Consider the following 18,332-nt stretch of genomic DNA (forward strand, 5'->3'; position numbering starts at 1 on the left):
GTTACAATCGGCTGAAACATTGAACGGATTTCCATGACCTTGCCCTCGAAGCTGTCCCAGAAGCGCCCTGCCGCTGCGCGCGGCCCGCGCGCCGTCCCGGTGCGCCGCGCGATCGGCGCCGCGCTCGTCGCGGCGTGGGCGCTCGCCGCGTTCCCCGCTCACGCGCAGGACGACGCAGGCGACGACGCCCCTCGGGCCGCGTTCGCGTCGATGCTGCCGGAAGAGCAGAAGGATCTGCCGAACGTCTCGCTGACGAGCCAGATCGTCTACCAGGTGCTCGCGGCCGAGGTCGCGCTGCAACGCAATCTCCCGGCCCCCGCGTACCAGACCTACCTCGCGCTCGCGCGCGACACCCGCGATCCGCGGATGGCCCAGCGCGCGACCGAGATCGCGCTCGCCGCGCAGAGCCCCGCGGACGCGCTGACGGCCGCGAATCTGTGGCGCGAGTATTCGCCGGATTCGCCCCGCGCCGCGCAGGTCGACGCCGCGCTCCTCGTGCTCGGCGGCAAGCCGGCCGACGCGCAGCCGATGCTCGCGCAGGAGCTCGCGCGCGCGACGGGCGCGAACCGCGGCGAAGCGATCATCGCGCTGCAGGCGCTGCTCGCGCGCGGCCCGAACCGCGTCGGCGGCCTGACGGTGCTTCAGGATCTGCTGAAGAACGATATGAACCGGCCGGAGGCGCGGATCGCGATCGCGCGCCAGCAGCTCGCGACCGACGACAAGAACGGCGCGACGCAATCGCTGAAGGAGGCGCTGCGGCTCAAGCCCGACTATCTGCCGGCCGCGCTGATGCTGTCGCAGATGGGTCCGGGCGAGCGCGCGACCGGGATCGAATCGTTCGAGAAGTTCGTCCAGCAGAATCCGAAATCGCGCGATGGCCGCCTCGCGCTCGCGCAGCTCTACCTCGCCGACGATCGGCTCGACGACGCGCAGAAGCAGTTCGACGCGATGCGCCGCAACGATTCGGGCGACCCGACGCCGCTCATGGCGATCGCGCTCATCAAGATCCAGCAGAAGCACCTCGACGACGCGACCAAGTACCTGAAGCAATACGTGAAGGTCGCGCAGAAGAAGCCTGGGGCGGACGTCGGCCAGGCGTACGTCTATCTCGCGCAGATCGCGCTCGACCAGGGCAACGATGCGCTCGCCGGCCAATGGCTCGACAAGGTCGACGAATCGAGCCAGCAATACGTGCCCGCGCAGGTCACGCGCGCGCAGCTCCTGCAGAAGCAGGGCAAGGTCGACGAGGCGCGCAAGCTGCTCGCTAACCTGCAGGTGTCCGACCCGCGCGACGCCGCGGTGATCGCGCGCACCGACGCGTCGATCCTCTTCACGTCGAAGCGCTACAAGGAAGCTGCGGACCGGCTCGCGCAGGCGGTCGAGGATTACCCGGACGATCCCGATCTGCGCTACGACTACGCGATGGCCTGCGAGAAGATCGGCCAGTACACGATGATGGAGCAGCAGTTGCGCCTGCTGATGCGCGCGCAGCCGGACAATCCGCAGGCATACAACGCGCTCGGCTATTCGCTCGCCGATCGCAATCTGCGCCTGCAGGAAGCGGATAAGCTGATCGAGAAGGCCAGCTCGCTCGCGCCGAACGACGCGTTCATCATGGACAGCCTCGGCTGGATCAAGTACCGCCTCGGCGACACGGCAGGCGCGACGAAGGTCCTGAAGCGCGCTTACGACCTGCAGCCGAACGCGGAAATCGGCGCGCATCTCGGCGAAGTGCTGTGGAAAAGCGGCGCGCAGGACGAAGCGCGCGCCGCGTGGCGCGCCGCGCAGAAGCTCGAGCCCGACAACGATACGCTCGTGCAGACGCTCAAGCGCTTTCAGGTGAACGGACTTTGATGACGACGCCGCGTTTTGCCCGGTCGCGTGCGCACGCCGCGCGCGGCTTTGTCCTCGCCGCGGCGGCCGCCATCGCGCTCGCCGGCTGCGCGACGCAGCCCGAGCGAGCGAGCGCCTCCATCGCGCCGAACGCGCTGCAAACCGAGCAGAACCGCGCTTACACGGGCCGCTTCGCGGTCCAGTACCAGGATCAGCTCGGCAATCCGCGCAACGTCTACGGCAATTTCGATTGGCAGGAGCAAGACGCGAGCGTGTCGCTCGAGCTGCGCAGCCCGCTCGGCCAGACGCTGGCCGTCGTGAAGTCGGCGCCGAGCGGCGCGTCGCTCGAACTGCCGAATCGCCAGCCGCAATACGCGCCCGACGTCGGCGAGCTGATGCAGCGCGCGCTCGGCTTCGCGCTGCCGCTCGACGGCCTGCGCTACTGGCTGCTGCCCACGCCCGCGCCAGCGACGCCCGCGACGACGGTGCGCGACCCGCAGGACGGCACGCGGATCAAGGAGATCCGCCAGGACGGCTGGACCATCGATTACATCGCGTACGCCGATGCGCCCGCCGCCGGCGTGAAGCGCATCAACCTGGTGCGGCAAACGCCGCCGCTCGACATCAAGCTCGTGCTCGACCACTGAACGCGCGCTTTTGCCCGACAACGTTTCCTCAAGCATGACCGATACGACCCGCTCGCTGCGCGACTGCCTCGCCCCGGCGAAACTGAACCTGTTCCTGCACATCACGGGCCGCCGCCCGGACGGCTATCACGAACTGCAAAGCGTATTCCAGCTGCTCGACTGGGGCGACACGCTGCATTTCACGCTGCGCGACGACGGCAAGGTGTCACGCAAAACCGACGTGCCGGGCGTGCCGGAGCAAACCGATCTCGTCGTGCGCGCGGCGTCGCTGCTGAAGGCGCACGCGGGCGTCGAAGCCGGCGTCGACATCGAGATCGACAAGCGCCTGCCGATGGGCGCGGGCCTCGGCGGCGGCAGCTCGGACGCGGCGACGACGCTGCTTGCGCTCAACCGCCTGTGGAAACTCGATTTGCCGCGAGAGGAACTGCAATCGCTCGCGGTGAAGCTCGGCGCCGACGTGCCCTTTTTCGTGTTCGGCAAAAATGCGTTCGCGGAGGGTATCGGAGAAGCATTGCAGCAGGTACAATTGCCGGCTCGTTGGTTCCTGGTTGTGACGCCACGGGTTCATGTTCCGACCGCAGCGATTTTCTCCGATAAATCGTTGACAAGGGATTCAAAGCCCATCACAATTACGGACTTTCTTGCACAGCAAAGCTGCGACGCAGGATGGCCGGACAGCTTCGGCCGGAATGACATGCAGCAAGTTGTGACGAGCAAGTACGCGGAAGTTGCAAAGGTGGTCGAATGGTTTTATAATCTGACCCCCGCGCGGATGACCGGCTCTGGAGCTAGCGTGTTTTCAGCGTTCAGGAGCAAGGCTGAAGCAGAAGCGGCGCAAGCCAAACTGCCGGCCGGCTGGAACAGCGCAATTGCCGAGAGCTTGAGTGAGCATCCACTCTTCGCTTTCGCGTCATAAAGTTTTTGCGCCGTCGGATGGCCTACACTTCCGGTGGAGCTCAAAGTTAAGTGTAGGGGAGTCGCCAAGTTGGTCAAGGCACCGGATTTTGATTCCGGCATGCGAGGGTTCGAGTCCTTCCTCCCCTGCCAAAATTTCTTTCCCGCATTTCCCGCCTAAGCCCGAAGCAGGTGCACGATGAGCAGCCATGACGGCCTGATGGTTTTTACTGGCAACGCCAATCCCGCGCTTGCTCAGGAAGTCGTCAAAATTCTTGGTATTCCCCTCGGCAAAGCGATGGTCAGCCGTTTCTCCGACGGCGAGATCCAGGTCGAAATCCAGGAAAACGTGCGCGGCAAGGACGTCTTCGTCCTGCAATCCACGTGCGCGCCGACGAACGACAACCTGATGGAACTGATGATCATGGTCGATGCGTTGAAGCGCGCATCCGCAGGCCGGATCACCGCCGCCATCCCCTACTTCGGCTATGCGCGCCAGGATCGCCGTCCGCGTTCGGCGCGCGTCGCGATCTCCGCGAAGGTCGTCGCGAACATGCTGGAAATCGCCGGCGTCGAGCGGATTATCACGATGGATCTGCACGCCGACCAGATTCAAGGCTTCTTCGACATCCCCGTCGACAACATCTACGCGACGCCGATCCTGCTGGGCGACCTGCGCAAGCAGAACTACTCGGATCTGCTCGTCGTGTCGCCGGACGTCGGCGGCGTCGTGCGCGCCCGCGCGCTCGCGAAGCAGTTGAACTGCGATCTCGCGATCATCGACAAGCGCCGTCCGAAGGCGAACGTCGCCGAAGTGATGAACATCATCGGTGAAGTCGAAGGCCGCACCTGCGTGATCATGGACGACATGGTCGACACGGCGGGCACGCTCTGCAAGGCCGCGCAAGTGCTGAAGGAGCGCGGCGCGAAGCAGGTGTTCGCGTACGCGACGCACCCGGTGCTCTCGGGCGGTGCGGGCGACCGGATCGCCGCCTCGGCGCTCGACGAGCTCGTCGTCACCGACACGATTCCGCTGTCCGCCGAATCGCTCTCGTGCCCGAAGATCCGCTCGCTGTCGAGCGCGGGCCTTCTCGCCGAAACGTTCTCGCGGATTCGCCGCGGCGATTCGGTGATGTCGCTGTTCGCGGAATCGTAAAGCGATCCGCCGCAAAGTGGTTTAGCGCAAAAGCGAAGCGACGAGCTTCGCTTTTTGCACAATCGGCCGGGACCGACGAACCCCCGGCCATTCGATCGGGGGCCTCATGCAGTCGCGGGGCCCCGTTTTACTGCCTGGTCGCGGGCAGCAAATGGAGAAACACATGAAAGTCGTCGCTTTCGAGCGCCAACAGCAAGGTACGGGTGCGAGCCGCCGCCTGCGCAACGCCGGTAAGACCACGGGTATCGTGTACGGTGGTGAAACCGCCCCGCAAATGATCGAGCTCGATCACAACGCGCTGTGGCACGCGCTGAAGAAGGAAGCCTTCCACTCGTCGATCCTCGACCTCGAAGTGGCCGGCAAGTCGCAACGCGTCCTGCTGCGTGACGTGCAATACCACCCGTTCCGTCAGCTCGTGCTGCACGTGGACTTCCAGCGCATCGATCCGAAGAAGAAGCTGCACACGAAGGTGCCGCTGCACTTCCTGAACGCGGAAACGAGCCCGGCCGTGAAGCTGTCGAGCGCGGTCGTGTCGCACGTCGTGACGGAAATCGAAATCGAGTGCCTGCCGGCCGACCTGCCGGAATTCCTCGAAGTCGATCTGTCGAAGATCGAAGCAGGCCAGTCGCTGCACGCGAAGGACATCGCGCTGCCGAACGGCGTCGCGCTGACCGCGCACGGCGACGCGGAAAACCCGGTGGTCGCTTCGGCGACGATCCCGGCTGGCGCCGTGTCGGAAGAAGCGGCTGCGGGCGAAGGCGAAACGCCGGCCGCCTAAGCGCCCTTCGAACCCGCCTTTCGAACCGTTTCGCACGACGGTCGACGACCCGCCGCGGCTTGCCCGGCGGGTTTTTCATTTTTGCAGCCCGCCAGGGCGAGCCCTGACGGGCAAGCGTTCATCATGATCAAACTGATCGTCGGCCTCGGCAATCCCGGGGCGGAATACACCGCGACGCGCCACAACGCAGGCTTCTGGCTCGTCGACCAGCTCGCGCGCGAAGCCGGCGCGACGCTGCGCGACGAGCGGCGCTTTCATGGCTTCTACGCGAAAGCGCGCCTCCACGGCGAGGAAGTGCATCTGCTCGAGCCGCAGACGTACATGAACCGCTCCGGCCAATCGGTCGTCGCGCTCGCGCATTTCTTCAAGATCCTGCCGAACGAAATCCTCGTCGCGCACGACGAGCTCGACCTGCCGCCCGGCGCGGTCAAGTTGAAGCTCGGCGGCGGCAGCGGCGGCCACAACGGCCTCAAGGACATCTCCGCGCATCTGTCTTCGCAGCAGTACTGGCGGCTGCGGATCGGCATCGGCCATCCGCGCGACCTGATTCCCGAAAGCGCGCGCGCGGGTGCGAAACCCGATGTCGCGAACTTCGTGCTGAAGCCGCCGCGCAAGGATGAGCAGGACGTGATCGACGCCGCGATCGAACGCGCGCTCGCCGTGATGCCCACCGTCGTCAAGGGCGAGACCGAGCGCGCGATGATGCAGCTGCATCGCAACGGCGCCTGAGTCGGGCGTTCTTCCCGCCTTCTCGCGCCGCGCGCGCATCGGTTAAGCTGGTTGTTTTACCGCATCAGGAGCCACGTGGTGAGCCGTTACTGGAGCGACATCGTCCATCAACTCGAGCCGTACGTGCCGGGCGAGCAGCCGGCGCTCGCGCATCCCGTCAAGCTGAACACGAACGAGAACCCGTATCCGCCGTCGCCGCGCGCGGTCGACGCGATCCGGCGCGAGCTCGGCGACACGGGCGAGGCGCTGCGCCGCTATCCGGACCCCGTCGCGCGCAAGCTGCGCGAGGCGGTCGCCGCGCATCACGGCGTCGCGCCCGAGCAGGTGTTCGCCGGCAACGGCTCGGACGAAGTGCTCGCGCACGTGTTCCAGGCGCTCCTGCGGCACGACAAGCCGCTGCGCTTCCCGGACATCACATACAGCTTCTACCCGACCTATGCGCGGCTCTATCGCGTCGCGTGCGAGACGGTGCCGCTCGCCGACGATTTCTCGATCGTCGTCGACGACTATCTCGACGACGCCGGCTGCGTGCTGTTCCCGAACCCGAACGCGCCGACGGGCCGCGCGCTGCCGCTTTCCGACATCGAGCGGATCGTCGCCGCGAATCCGAGCTCGGTCGTCGTGATCGACGAGGCGTATGTCGACTTCGGCGCGGAATCGGCCGTGTCGCTGATCTCCCGCTACCCGAACCTGCTCGTCGTGCATACCGCGTCGAAGGCGCGCTCGCTCGCCGGCATGCGCGTCGGTTTCGCGTTCGGCGACGTCGCGCTGATCGATGCGCTCACGCGCGTGAAGGACAGCTTCAACTCCTACCCGCTCGATCGTCTCGCGCAGGCCGCGACGCAGGCTTCTTACGAGGACGACGCGTGGTTCCAGGCCACGCGAAAGCGGGTGATCGCGAGCCGCGAGCGGCTCGTCGGCGCGCTGGCCGCGCTCGGCTTCGACGTCGTGCCGTCGGCGACGAACTTCGTGTTCGCGCGCCACCCGCGCCATGATGCGGCGACGCTTGCCACGCAACTGAAGCAGCGGGAGATTTTCGTGCGGCACTTCAAGCTGCCGCGAATCGATCAGCACCTGCGCATCACGGTCGGCACCGACGCCGAGTGCGACACGCTCGTCGCGGCGCTGCGCGAGTTGCTCGCGTAGCGGCTCGCCGGCACGGACTCGCGACGAACCGCACAAACACGTACGAACACGTACGAACACGAGCGAAACCGATGGCGGCGACGGTACGGCGGCGGACAGCCCGCCGCCGCCTTTCCGCGCCGGCGCGCTTCGCCCGTCAATCGCCGCGGCGCATCACGCGCCGTTTTTCTCCGCCGCGATCAGCGCGCGATATTTCGCCATCAATTGGTCCTTCGTCTCGGGACGACTCGGGTCCCGCGGAATGCACTCGACCGGGCACACCTGCTGGCACTGCGGCTCGTCGAAATGGCCGACGCACTCGGTGCACTTGTTCGGATCGATCACGTAGATCTCCGGGCCCATCGAAATCGCGCCGTTCGGGCACTCGGGCTCGCACACGTCGCAATTGATGCACTCGTCGGTAATCATCAAAGCCATACTGGTCTCACTTCCGCCGGCGCGCGGCCGGCCGCTTCGGGCCGCCTGCCGCGCGCGCGGCGCTCACGCGGACGGCTCCTGGGCCATCGCGGCCACCTTCTCCGTCAGCCATTTCTCGACCGACGGAAACACGAACTTGCTGACGTCGCCGCCCAACTGCGCGATCTCGCGCACGATCGTGCCCGAGATGAACTGGTATTGGTCCGACGGCGTCATGAACATCGTCTCGACGTCCGGCAGCAGGTAGCGGTTCATCCCCGCCATCTGAAACTCGTACTCGAAATCCGACACCGCACGCAGGCCCCGCACGATCACGCGCGCGTCGTTCGCGCGCACGAAGTCCTTCAAGAGCCCGGTGAAGCCCATCACTTTCACGTTCGGGTAATGGCCCAGCACCTCGTTGGCGATCTTCAGACGCTCCTCGAGCGAGAAGAACGGCTTTTTCGCGCGGCTGTCGGCGACGCCGACGACCAGCGTATCAAAAATGCTCGACGCGCGCCGAACGAGATCCTCGTGGCCTCGCGTGAGCGGATCGAACGTACCCGGGTACACGGCGACTACCATGTCGCTCCTCCTGTCATCGAGCCAATTGGGGTCACGGCCATGCGCGTCGCGCGCGGCCGCCGACATGGGCGCACGTCGCGACTGCGCGCGGCGCCTCGTTTGGAACGCGCATTATTCATCATTTTCGCGTTGCAGCAAATGATAGTGGACGGCGCCTGCCTTGCCGTGCCGCGTCACCTGCCAGCCGGCGAGCGACGCGTGCGCGGACGCATCGAGCTGCGCGCCCATCTCGACATACAGATAGCCGCCCGGCGCGACGAGATCCGGCGCGAGCGCGAGCGCGCGCGCGAACGCGGCCGCGTCGCCGAACGGCGGATCGACGAACACGATGTCGAACGAGCGCGGCGCGAGGCCCGCGGCGATGCGCAGCGCGTCGGCTTCCGCGATCTCGATCGCGCGCGCGGCGAGCTTGTCCTTCAGCGCGCGAAGCTGCTGCGCGGCGCGCGGATGGCGCTCGACCATCACGACGCTCGCCGCGCCGCGCGACGCGGCCTCGAAGCCGAGCGCGCCGCTGCCCGCGAACAGATCGAGGCAGCGCCGGCCTTCGAGATCCTGGCCGAGCCAGTTGAAGAGCGTCTCGCGCACGCGGTCGGGCGTCGGACGCAGGCCGTCCAGGTCGAGCACCGGAAGCGGCGTGCGCTTCCAGTCGCCGCCGATGATGCGGATCGTGTGCGGCTTGCCGCGGCCGGCCGCTGGGGCTCGCTGCGCCGGCGGCCGCGCCGAAGAGGAACGGGACATACCGAAGAATTCGTGACGGAAACGTTGGAAACGGAATCAACCGATCGGAAGCGGCGCGATGCGCCGCGATGACGCGCACGTTACCACAAGCGGCGCGCAGGCCATGCCGCTGCCGCGCGGCGAAGCCCCGGCGCCTGATAAAATACCGGGTTTCCGGCGCGCGAGCACGCCGCACGCGCGCCGCCGGGCTCGCTCACCAAGCCCTGCCGACCGGCGCACCCGGCGCCGCGCGCCGCCTCTTCCGCAAGCGAAACCATGTTCAGCTTCTTCAAACGATTCAAGAAAGCGCCCGACGCCGCACCGGCCGAGCCGCAGCAAGCGCCCGAAGCGCCGCAGGACGACACCGGCGGCCCGGCCGCGTCCGAGGCCGCGCGGGTCGATGCGCCCGCCGCCCCCGCCGCTGCGCTCCCGCGCGACGAGGCGCCGTCGCGCGCCGTCACACAGACACAGACGCCCGCGCCCGCAACGCCGCCTGCCGCCCCTTCCGTCAGTGCGCCGGAATCGCCGGTCCGACAGCCGCCCGCCGCCGCGCCGGCGCGCGCGGCCGCCGAGCCCGCGCCGTCCGTCGTGATGACGGTCACGCCGTCGGCGAACGGCCGCGACGGCGTCGTCGAGACGGTCGAGATCGTGCCGCCGCCCGCGCCCGAGCCGACCGCGAAGAAATCGTGGCTCGCGCGGCTGAAGTCCGGCCTCTCGAAGACGAGCTCGAGCATCACGAACGTGTTCGTCAACACGAAGATCGACGAGGCGCTCTACGAGGAGCTCGAAACGGCGCTGCTGATGTCGGATGCCGGCGTCGACGCGACCGAGCATCTGCTCGGCGCGCTGCGCGAAAAGGTGCGCACGGGCCGCCTCACCGATCCGCAGCAGGTGAAGGACGCGCTGCGCGACCTGCTCGTCGATCTGCTGGAGCCGCTCGAGAAGTCGCTCGTGCTCGGGCGCGCGCAGCCGCTCGTGATGATGATCGCGGGCGTGAACGGCGCGGGCAAGACGACGAGCATCGGCAAGCTCGCGAAGCATCTGCAGAGCTTCGACCAGTCGGTGATGCTCGCGGCGGGCGACACGTTCCGCGCGGCCGCGCGCGAACAGCTCGCGATCTGGGGCGAGCGCAACAACGTGACGGTGGTCCAGCAGGAGAGCGGCGACCCGGCCGCGGTGATCTTCGACGCGGTCAGCGCCGCGCGCGCGCGCAACATCGACGTGATGATGGCCGACACCGCGGGCCGCCTGCCGACGCAGCTGCATCTGATGGAGGAGCTCCGGAAGGTGAAGCGCGTGATCGGCAAGGCGCACGACGGCGCGCCGCACGAGGTGCTGCTCGTGATCGACGCGAACACGGGCCAGAACGCACTCACGCAGGTGAAGGCGTTCGACGACGCGCTCGGCCTCACGGGCCTCATCGTCACGAAGCTCGACGGCACCGCGAAGGGCGGCATCCTCGCCGCGATCGCGCGGCAGCGGCCGATTCCGGTGTATTTCATCGGCATCGGCGAGAAGGTCGAGGATCTGCAGCCGTTCAGCGCGGCGGAATTCTCGGACGCGCTGCTCGGCTAATCCGCGCCGCGCGGCGCCAGCCGGTCGCCATTCCGGCGATCCGGCCCGCCACGCAACGAAACGGGCGCCCCGAGGCGCCCGTTTTTCATGGGCGCGCGGCCGACGCCGCGCTCACTCGGCGTCCGGCTGCGCGGCGGGCGCGGCCGCCCTGAAAGCGTCGAGCGTCATCGCGTGATCGTGGATGCGCCGAATCGTCGGGAACCGCTCGAGGCCGATCGAGAAGCGCTGCGCATTGAACACCTGCGGCACGATGCAGAGATCGGCGAGCGTCGGCGTATCGCCGAAGCACAGCTTGCCCGTGCGCGGGTCGCTCGAAAGACGCGTCTCGAGCGTCTTGAAGCCGTCCTCGATCCAGTGGCGATACCACGCGTCCTTCGCGTAGTCGTCGACCTTCAGCGTGTGCTTCAGGTACTTCAGCACACGCAGATTGTTGAGCGGGTGAATCTCGCAGGCGACCTGCAGCGCGATCGCGCGCACGTACGCGCGGTCGACGGGCGCCTTCGGCAGCAGCGGCACGTCCGGATACGCTTCGTCGAGATATTCGACGATCGCGAGCGACTGCTGCAGCGGCGAATCGCCGTCGATGAGCGTCGGCACGAGCGCGTCGGGGTTGAGCGCGCGATATTCGTCCGTCAATTGCTGGCCGCCGTCGCGCAGCAGATGCACCGGCACGTAGTCGAACGGCAGCTTCTTCAGATGCAGCGCGATACGCACGCGAAACGCCGCCGAACTGCGGAAATAGCTATAGAGCTTCATCAGTGTCCCTCATAGTCTCGATCGTCGATCTTCTCGCCGGCGTTCGCGCGCGACGGGCGGCGGGCAACGCGCCGCCGCGTTGCGGGCGCCCGCCGGCGTCGTCGAGCCGAACGCCGCGGCAACGGCCGAAAGTGTAACGCGGCTCGCGCCGCGCCGGTTTCGCGCCGCCGATCCGGCGGCACTTTGCTGGTGCGTCGCCGCCGCGATGCACGCTTCGCGTGCGAAACGGCTCGCCAGCCGTGCGCCGGCGCACCACGCGCACGCGCGCGATCGCCGCCCGATCCCCCGCCTTCCTTTTAAATAGCGGCCAAATAAAAAGTGGCATGGCGATTGCTATTTTCCGTGAATCGATCACGGGCCCCCACGACAAGCGGCCCAGTCAGGAGATCCCCGATGCGGAAGATGAAGCTGGTGATGGTCGGCAACGGCATGGCCGGAGTGCGCACGCTCGAAGAATTGCTCAAGCTGGCGCCCGATCTGTATGACATAACGGTGTTCGGCGCCGAGCCGCATCCGAACTACAACCGGATTCTGCTGTCGCCCGTGCTCGCGGGCGAGCAGACGCTCGAGCAGATCGTCCTCAACGATTACGCGTGGTACGAATCGCACGGCATCACGCTCCACGTCGGCAAGAAGATCGTGAAGATCGATCGCGTGAAGCGCGCCGTGATCGCCGAGGACGGCACCGAGGCCGCGTACGACCGGCTGCTGCTCGCGACCGGCTCGAATCCGTTCATGCTGCCGATCCCGGGCGCGGATCTCGACGGCGTGCTCGGCTATCGCGACATCGCCGACACGCAGGCGATGATCGACGCCGCCGCACGGCACACGCACGCGGTGGTGATCGGCGGCGGCCTGCTCGGCCTCGAAGCGGCGAACGGCCTGAAGCTGCGCGGGATGGACGTGACGGTCGTTCACCTCGCGCCGACGCTGCTCGAGCGCCAACTCGATGCGACCGCGGGCAGCCTGTTGCGCGCGTCGCTCGAGGCGCGCGGCCTGACGTTTCTGATGCCGAAGGAAACGCAGGCGCTCGTCGGCGACGAAAGCGGCCGCGTGCGCGCGGTGCGCTTCAAGGACGGCGGCGAATGCAAGGCCGACCTCGTCGTGATGGCGGTCGGCATCCGCCCGAACACGGCGCTCGCCGAAAGCGCGGGGCTCTATTGCAACCGCGGAATCGTCGTCAGCGACACGATGCAGACCTACGACCCGCGCATCTACGCGGTCGGCGAATGCGTGAGCCATCGCGGCATCGCGTACGGCCTCGTCGCGCCCCTCTTCGAGCAGGCGAAGGTCGCGGCGAACCATCTCGCGCAGTTCGGCATCGGGCGCTACGCCGGCTCGGTCACGTCGACGAAGCTCAAGGTCACGGGCATCGATCTCTTCTCCGCGGGCGACTTCCTCGGCGGCGGCGACACGGAAGACATCACGTTGTCGGACCCGATCGCGGGCGTCTACAAGAAGCTCGTGGTCAAGGACGACAAGATCGTCGGCGCGTGCCTGTACGGCGACACGGCGGACGGCGCGTGGTACTTCAGGCTGCTGCGCGAAGGCCGCAACATCGCCGACATCCGCGACACGCTGATGTTCGGCGAAACGAGCCTGGGCGACACCGGCCACAGCGGCGCGACGCGCGCGATGTCGATGGCCGACGACGCCGAGGTGTGCGGCTGCAACGGCGTGTGCAAGGGCACGATCGTCTCGGCGATCAAGGAAAAGGGCCTCTTCACGCTCGACGACGTGCGCAAGCACACGAAGGCGTCCGCATCGTGCGGCTCGTGCACGGGCCTGGTCGAGCAGATCCTGATGTCGACGCTGGGCGGCGACTACTCGGCGTCGCCGAAGGCGAAGCCCATATGCGGCTGCACCGATCATACGCATGCCGAAGTACGCACGGCGATTCGCGAGCACAAGCTGCTGTCGGTGCCCGACGCGATGCGCTTTCTCGAATGGCGCACGCCGAACGGCTGCGCGAGCTGCCGCCCGGCGCTCAACTATTACTGCATCAGCACCTGGCCGCACGACGCGAAGGACGATCCGCAGTCGCGCTTCATCAACGAACGCGCGCACGCGAACATCCAGAAGGACGGCACGTATTCGGTCGTGCCGCGGATGTGGGGCGGCGTGACGACCGCTAGCGAGCTGCGCCGGATCGCGGACGTCGTCGACAAGTACGCGATCCCGACCGTCAAGGTGACGGGCGGGCAGCGTATCGACCTGCTCGGCGTGAAGAAGGAGGATCTGCCCGGCGTGTGGCGCGATCTCGGCATGCCGAGCGGCCACGCGTACGCGAAGGCGCTGCGCACGGTGAAGACCTGCGTCGGCTCCGAATGGTGCCGCTTCGGCACGCAGGATTCGACGCTGATGGGCCAGCAGCTCGAACGCGCGCTGTGGCGGATGTACGCGCCGCACAAGGTGAAGCTCGCGGTGTCCGGCTGCCCGCGCAACTGCGCGGAATCGGGGATCAAGGACGTCGGCGTGATCGGCGTCGATTCGGGCTGGGAGATCTATGTCGGCGGCAACGGCGGCATCAAGACCGAGGTCGCGCAGTTCTTCTGCAAGGTGAAGACGCACGAGGAAGTGCTCGAATACGCGGGTGCGTTCCTGCAGCTCTATCGCGAGGAAGGCTGGTATCTCGAGCGCACCGTGCACTATCTCGAGCGCGTCGGCATCGATCACGTGAAGGCGCGCGTGCTCGACGACGCCGACAACCGCCGCGCGCTCTGGGAGCGCCTGCAGTTCGCGTTGAAGGACGAGCCCGATCCGTGGCACGACACGAACGACGCGCGGGTCGATCTGCGCCAGTTCATCCCGATCGCGGTCGCGCCCGCCGATGCGTGAGACGCCGCGCATCGCGCCGCATCCGAGCCCAGTCAATCAGCAAGGAATTCGAATCATGTCCGCCACGCAACCCGAATGGATCGCCGTCTGCCGGCTCGACGACATCCCGCCGCTCGGCGCACGCGTTCTCACGCGTGACGCCGGCGCGCCGATCGCCCTCTTTCGCACCGCGAGCGACGCGGTGTTCGCGCTGCTCGACCGCTGCCCGCACAAGGGCGGCCCGCTGTCGCAAGGCATCGTCCACGGCGAGCAGGTCACGTGTCCGCTGCACGGCCTGAACGTCGCGTTCGCGAGCGGCTGCGCGCTGCCGCCCGACGACGGCTGCACGACCGTCTTCAGCGTGAAGCGCGACGGCGACGCGGTGCTGCTCGATCGCGCCGAGCTCGCGACGCTCGGCATCGACAGCGCGCCGCAGCCAGTCGCGCTCGTGTCGCCGGGCGCCGCCGCATGACGATCGAGACGCTCGCGCAGCCCGCCGCGCAAGACACGCCCGACGCCGTGCGCGAAACGCGCTCGACGTGCTGCTATTGCGGCGTCGGCTGCGGCGTCGTGATCGAGACCCGGCGCGACGCCGACGGCCGCGACCGGATCGTCGGCGTGCGCGGCGACCCCGAGCATCCGGCGAACTTCGGGCGCCTGTGCTCGAAGGGCAGCACGCTGCATCTGACGGCGACGCCCGAGCGCTACGCGCAGACGCGCGCGACGCATCCCGAGCTGCGCCTGTCGCGCGACGCGGCGCGCACGCGCGTGTCGTGGGACGACGCGCTCGATCACGTCGCGCTGCGCTTCGCGCGCATCGTCGAGCAGCACGGGCCGGACGCGGTCGGCTTCTACATCTCCGGCCAGCTGCTGACCGAGGATTACTACGTCTTCAACAAGCTCGCGAAGGGGCTCGTCGGCACGAACAACATCGATTCGAACTCGCGCCTTTGCATGAGCTCGGCCGTCGTCGGCTACAAGAAGACGCTCGGCGCAGACGCGCCGCCGTGCAGCTACGAGGACCTCGATCATGCGGCCACCGTGCTGATCGCGGGCGCGAATCCCGCGTACGCGCATCCGATCCTGTACCGGCGGCTCGAAGCCGCGCGCGCGCGCAATCCGCAGATGAAGGTGATCGTCGCCGATCCGCGCCGCACCGATTCGGCGAGCGACGCGACGCTGCATCTCGCGCTGCAGCCCGGCACCGACACGATGCTGTTCAACGCGATGCTGCACGTGCTGATCTGGGACGGCGCGCTCGATTCCGCGTTCATCGGCGCGCACACGCAAGGCTTCGACGCATTGCGCGACTCGGTGCGCGACGCGACGCCCGCCGCGGCCGCGCAGGTTTGCGGGCTGCGCGCGGACGACATCGTGCAGGCCGCGCGCTGGTTCGGCGCGGGGCCGTCGCTGTCGCTGTACTGCCAGGGGCTCAACCAGTCGGCGACCGGCACGACGAAGAACGTCGCGCTCATCAACCTGCATCTCGCGACGGGCCAGATCGGCAAGCCGGGCGCGGGGCCGTTCTCGCTGACGGGCCAGCCGAACGCGATGGGCGGCCGCGAGGTGGGCGGCATGGCGACGCTCGCGTCCGCGCACCGCGATCTCGCGAACCCGGCCGACCGCGCGGAAATCGCGCGCCTCTGGGGCGTGCCCGATCTGCCGGCGAAGCCGGGCCTCACCGCGGTCGAGATGTTCGAGCGGCTCGCCGAGGGCACGCTGAAGGCGATCTGGATCGTCTGCACGAACCCCGCGCACTCGATCCCGAGCCAGACGGTCGCGCGCGCGGGGCTCGAACGCGCGGAGTTCGTCGTGCTGCAGGACGCGTACGCGCACACGGGCACCGCGCCTTACGCCGACGTGCTGCTGCCCGCGGCCACGTGGGGCGAGAAGGAAGGCACGGTGACGAACTCCGAGCGGCGCATTTCACGCGTGCGCGCGGCGACGCAGCCGTACGGCGACGCGCGCGCCGACTGGCAAATCGCCGCCGACGTGGGCCGCCGGCTCGAAGCGCGGCTCGCGCCCGGCCGCCCGACCCTCTTTGCGCATGCGCACGCCGAAGCCGTGTGGAACGAACACCGCGCGACGACGGTCGGCCGCGATTGCGACATCGGCGGGCTGTCGTGGCCGCTGCTCACGCGCGACGGCCCGCAGCAATGGCCGTTTCCGGCGGGCGCCGAGCGCGGGCTCGCGCGCCTGTACGCGGACGGCCGCTTTCCGACCGCAGACGGCCGCGCGCGCTTCGTGCCCGCGCCGTATCAGCCGGTCGCCGAGGCGCTCGACGCGCGCTACCGCTTCGCGCTGACGACGGGCCGCCTGCGCGACCAATGGCACGGCGGCAGCCGCACCGGCTCGGTCGCGAAACTGTTCGCACACGCGCCGCAGCCTTGCGTCGAGCTCAATCCCGGCGATTGCGCCCGGCTCGCGCTCGGCCCGCACGACTTCGTCCATCTGACGTCGCGGCGCGGCAGCGCGCTCCTGCCCGCGCGCGCCGACGACGCGATCGTCCCCGGTCAGGCGTTCGCGCCGATGCACTGGGGCGACGAATACGTGTCGGGCGTCGCGGGCAATCGCGCGGCGATGGGCATCAACGCGCTCACGACGCCCGCGCGCGATCCGTACTCGCAGCAGCCCGAGCTCAAGCACGCGGCGATCAAGCTGCTGAAGGCCGACCTGCCGTGGCGCTGGCTGATCGCCGCGCGCGTGCCGGCCGACGCGATGCTCGCTCGCCAGCGGGCCGCGCGCGCGTTCTTCGCGCGCTTCCCGTATGCGAGCTGCGTGCCGTTCGGCACCGACGGCTACACGGGGCTCGCGTGGCGCGTCGCCGCGTACGAGCCCGCGCCCGCCGAGCTGCAACGCGAAATCGAGGCGCTCTTCGAATTGCCCGCGCAAGCGGCCGACGTGATGAGCTACGGCGACGCGCGGCGCGGCACCGGCCGGCGCGTGCGAATCGTCGACGGCGCGCTCGTCGCGTTCTCGGTCGCCGGCGCGGCGGGCGCGACCGAGGACGGCGCGGCCGCGCTGCGCGAGTACGTCGAGAGCGGCGCGGGCGTCGGCGCGCTCGGCCGCCTGCTGCTGTTCGCGGGCCGCGTGCCGCTGCAAACGGCGCCCGCGCGCGGCCGCACGATCTGCAACTGCGTGGGCGTGAGCGAGCGCGAGATCGGCGCCGTGCTGACGGCCGATGCGCCGTCCGCGGCGCCCGGCGAGCGGCTCGCGAACTTGCAAGAACGGCTCAAATGCGGTACTCAGTGTGGTTCCTGCATACCCGAGCTGCGCCGCCTGATCGCCGAAACCGCGACGGCCGCGGCCCCTTCCCCTCGATGACCGAAACCGACGCCAACGCCGCCCTGCCCGACCACTTCCCGTGCGCCCGCTTCATCAAGGAGATCGGGCGCGGACCGAACGGCGCACGCGCGCTGCCGTACGACGACGCGTTGGCGCTCTACCGCGCGATGCTCGACGGGCACGTATCCGACGTCGAGCTCGGCGCGATCCTGATCGCGTACCGGCTCAAGGGCGAGACGGCCGCCGAGCTCGCGGCGATGCTCGCCGCCGCGCAGGCGTCGTTCGAGCCGCTGCACGTGCAGGACGCCGCGTTCCACACGGTATCGATCCCGAGCTACAACGGCGCGCGCAGGCAGCCGAATCTCGTGCCGCTGCTCGCGCTGCTGCTCGCGCGCGAGGGCGTGCCGGTGCTCGTGCACGGCGTGACGGAAGACCCGGGCCGCGTGACGAGCGCGGAGATCTTCACCGAGCTGGCGATTGCGCCCGGCGGGTCGCACGACGAAATCGAGGACACGCTCGCCGAGCGCCGCGCCGCGTTCGCGCCGATCGACGTGCTCGCGCCGAAGCTCGCGCGGCTCCTCGCGCTGCGGCGCGTGCTCGGCGTGCGCAACTCGACGCACACGGTCGTCAAGCTGCTGCAGCCGTTCGAGCCCGCCGGGCTGCGGCTCGTGAACTACACGCATCCGCCGTATCGCGACAGCCTCGTCGAGCTGTTCCGCGAACACCCGGCGGCCGGCGCGGGCGGCGCGCTGCTCGCGCGCGGCACCGAGGGCGAGGCGGTCGCCGACACGCGCCGCCAGGTGCAGGTCGACTGGCTGCACGACGGCCGGTGCGAGACGGTCGTCGAACCGGTGCGCTCGTCGCCCGACGCGCCGCCCGTCGAGCTGCCCGCGTCGCGCGACGCGGCGACGACGGCCGCGTGGACCGACGCCGTGATGCGCGGCGAGATCCCGATTCCGGACGCGGTCGCGACGCAGGTCGAGACGATCGTGCGGCTCGCGCGGATCGTCGAATGAGC

Annotated in this window: 16 protein-coding genes and 1 tRNA gene; 13 read left to right on the forward strand and 4 right to left on the reverse strand. The window is 68.6% G+C overall.

Features of this window, described 5'->3' with window-relative positions; all coding sequences use genetic code 11:
* Positions 1-33: 33 nt before the first annotated feature.
* The 8 genes from X946_RS04305 to hisC all read left to right on the forward strand — a co-directional run bounded on the left by X946_RS04305 (position 34) and on the right by hisC (position 7,183).
* Positions 34-1,854, forward strand: a complete 1,821-nt coding sequence (locus X946_RS04305; protein WP_038744454.1) for a tetratricopeptide repeat protein — start codon at positions 34-36, stop codon at positions 1,852-1,854.
* Entirely contained in the window at positions 1,851-2,480 is a 630-nt protein-coding gene (lolB, locus tag X946_RS04310) for a lipoprotein insertase outer membrane protein LolB (protein WP_038744455.1), read from the forward strand. Before X946_RS04305 ends, lolB begins: the two co-directional genes overlap by 4 nt.
* Positions 2,481-2,514: 34 nt before the next feature.
* Positions 2,515-3,396 carry a 4-(cytidine 5'-diphospho)-2-C-methyl-D-erythritol kinase gene (gene ispE, locus X946_RS04315; RefSeq protein ID WP_038744456.1) on the forward strand — a complete coding sequence of 294 codons (882 nt, stop codon included), beginning with the start codon at positions 2,515-2,517 and terminating at the stop codon, positions 3,394-3,396.
* Positions 3,397-3,450: 54 nt separating this feature from the next.
* Positions 3,451-3,527: transfer RNA gene (locus X946_RS04320), tRNA-Gln, on the forward strand.
* Positions 3,528-3,573: 46 nt separating this feature from the next.
* Positions 3,574-4,530, forward strand: a complete 957-nt coding sequence (locus tag X946_RS04325; protein ID WP_038744457.1) for a ribose-phosphate pyrophosphokinase — start codon at positions 3,574-3,576, stop codon at positions 4,528-4,530.
* 163 nt (positions 4,531-4,693) lie between these two features.
* Positions 4,694-5,308, forward strand: coding sequence for a 50S ribosomal protein L25/general stress protein Ctc (locus tag X946_RS04330; RefSeq protein ID WP_038744482.1), 615 nt, complete (start codon positions 4,694-4,696; stop codon positions 5,306-5,308).
* 123 nt (positions 5,309-5,431) lie between these two features.
* A complete protein-coding gene (pth, locus tag X946_RS04335; RefSeq protein WP_038744458.1) occupies positions 5,432-6,037 on the forward strand; it encodes an aminoacyl-tRNA hydrolase in 606 nt (201 codons plus the stop codon).
* Positions 6,038-6,115: 78 nt separating this feature from the next.
* Positions 6,116-7,183 carry a histidinol-phosphate transaminase gene (gene hisC, locus X946_RS04340; RefSeq protein WP_038744483.1) on the forward strand — a complete coding sequence of 356 codons (1,068 nt, stop codon included), beginning with the start codon at positions 6,116-6,118 and terminating at the stop codon, positions 7,181-7,183.
* Positions 7,184-7,336: 153 nt separating this feature from the next.
* On the opposite strand, the gene X946_RS04345 is transcribed toward hisC, so the two are convergent.
* From X946_RS04345 to rsmD, 3 genes are all read right to left on the reverse strand, one after another.
* Positions 7,337-7,600, reverse strand: a complete 264-nt coding sequence (locus tag X946_RS04345; RefSeq protein ID WP_038744459.1) for a YfhL family 4Fe-4S dicluster ferredoxin — start codon at positions 7,598-7,600, stop codon at positions 7,337-7,339.
* Positions 7,601-7,663: 63 nt separating this feature from the next.
* Positions 7,664-8,164 carry a pantetheine-phosphate adenylyltransferase gene (gene coaD / locus X946_RS04350; protein ID WP_038744460.1) on the reverse strand — a complete coding sequence of 167 codons (501 nt, stop codon included), beginning with the start codon at positions 8,162-8,164 and terminating at the stop codon, positions 7,664-7,666.
* Between the two features lie 111 nt (positions 8,165-8,275).
* Positions 8,276-8,902, reverse strand: a complete 627-nt coding sequence (gene rsmD / locus X946_RS04355) for a 16S rRNA (guanine(966)-N(2))-methyltransferase RsmD (RefSeq protein WP_038744461.1) — start codon at positions 8,900-8,902, stop codon at positions 8,276-8,278.
* 255 nt (positions 8,903-9,157) lie between these two features.
* Between rsmD and ftsY the strand changes: the two genes are divergently transcribed.
* Positions 9,158-10,456 carry a signal recognition particle-docking protein FtsY gene (gene ftsY, locus X946_RS04360; RefSeq protein WP_038744463.1) on the forward strand — a complete coding sequence of 433 codons (1,299 nt, stop codon included), beginning with the start codon at positions 9,158-9,160 and terminating at the stop codon, positions 10,454-10,456.
* A 111-nt stretch (positions 10,457-10,567) separates the two neighbouring features.
* On the opposite strand, the gene maiA is transcribed toward ftsY, so the two are convergent.
* Positions 10,568-11,212, reverse strand: coding sequence for a maleylacetoacetate isomerase (maiA, locus tag X946_RS04365; protein WP_038744465.1), 645 nt, complete (start codon positions 11,210-11,212; stop codon positions 10,568-10,570).
* 393 nt (positions 11,213-11,605) lie between these two features.
* Between maiA and nirB the strand changes: the two genes are divergently transcribed.
* From nirB to ybiB, 4 genes are read left to right on the forward strand one after another with little or no spacing between them, the layout of a single operon-like run.
* The gene (gene nirB, locus X946_RS04370) at positions 11,606-14,050 is read left to right on the forward strand and encodes a nitrite reductase large subunit NirB (protein ID WP_038744466.1); all 2,445 of its coding nucleotides are present in this window, start codon (positions 11,606-11,608) and stop codon (positions 14,048-14,050) included.
* A gap of 55 nt (positions 14,051-14,105) precedes the next feature.
* The gene (locus X946_RS04375) at positions 14,106-14,501 is read left to right on the forward strand and encodes a nitrite reductase (NAD(P)H) small subunit (protein ID WP_038744467.1); all 396 of its coding nucleotides are present in this window, start codon (positions 14,106-14,108) and stop codon (positions 14,499-14,501) included.
* The gene (locus X946_RS04380) at positions 14,498-17,353 is read left to right on the forward strand and encodes a nitrate reductase (protein ID WP_038744468.1); all 2,856 of its coding nucleotides are present in this window, start codon (positions 14,498-14,500) and stop codon (positions 17,351-17,353) included. Before X946_RS04375 ends, X946_RS04380 begins: the two co-directional genes overlap by 4 nt.
* The gene (gene ybiB, locus X946_RS04385; RefSeq protein ID WP_038744469.1) at positions 17,350-18,330 is read left to right on the forward strand and encodes a DNA-binding protein YbiB; all 981 of its coding nucleotides are present in this window, start codon (positions 17,350-17,352) and stop codon (positions 18,328-18,330) included. The genes X946_RS04380 and ybiB overlap by 4 nt, the downstream gene beginning before the upstream one ends.
* Positions 18,331-18,332 lie beyond the last annotated feature (2 nt).

This window comes from Burkholderia sp. ABCPW 111, assembly GCF_000773065.1.
GTDB lineage: Bacteria > Pseudomonadota > Gammaproteobacteria > Burkholderiales > Burkholderiaceae > Burkholderia > Burkholderia savannae.